This window comes from Nocardiopsis rhodophaea (assembly GCF_039530945.1).
Taxonomy (GTDB): domain Bacteria; phylum Actinomycetota; class Actinomycetes; order Streptosporangiales; family Streptosporangiaceae; genus Nocardiopsis_C; species Nocardiopsis_C rhodophaea.
In genome coordinates, this window is record NZ_BAAAPC010000071.1 from 1 (window position 1) to 624 (window position 624).

Sequence of the window (624 nt, forward strand, 5' to 3'; positions counted from 1 at the left end):
CTTTTTGGTATTGAAAGAACATCTGTCCGTCGCTGGGTCAGGGCATGGCAGTTCCACGGTGCAGAAGGCCTGACTGCAAAAAATAATCATTATTCCGATGAATTTAAACTCGTGGTCGTCCGGGCGGTTATCAGTGACCGCCTGACGATGCGTGAAGCGGCTGCCCGGTTTAATCTCTCCGCAGAAATACTTGTCCGGCGCTGGCTCGACGTGTACAACGATGCCGGAGCGGAAGGTCTTTTAAACATACAATGCGGACGGCCCGGAAAAATGACAAAGCCAAAAAATATCCCACCACTAACAGATAAAGAGCTGGAAAAACTCTCCCCCGAAGAACTCAGGGCCGAACTGCGTTATCTGCGGGCAGAGAATGCCTATCTAAAAAAGTTGAAAGCCTTGGTTCAGAGCGAAAAAAATGGCAAAAAGCCCTGATAATCAGTGAACTAAGGCATGAACACGCTCTGCGGGACCTTCTGCGGGCGGCCGGTATGTCCCGTAGCACGTGGTATTACAATATGAATGCACTGAAGCAAGGGGACAGGTATGCGGGTCTTAAAGAGAACATCAGGAAGATATACCACTATCACAAAGGTCGTTATGGCTACCGCAGGATCACGCTCGCAC

1 pseudogene is annotated in these 624 nt (G+C 49.8%); it reads left to right on the top strand.

Annotation, left to right across the window (positions count from 1 at the left end):
• Positions 1-624 (top strand): annotated as a pseudogene (locus tag ABD259_RS25700) (IS3-like element ISKpn1 family transposase); the annotation flags it as partial.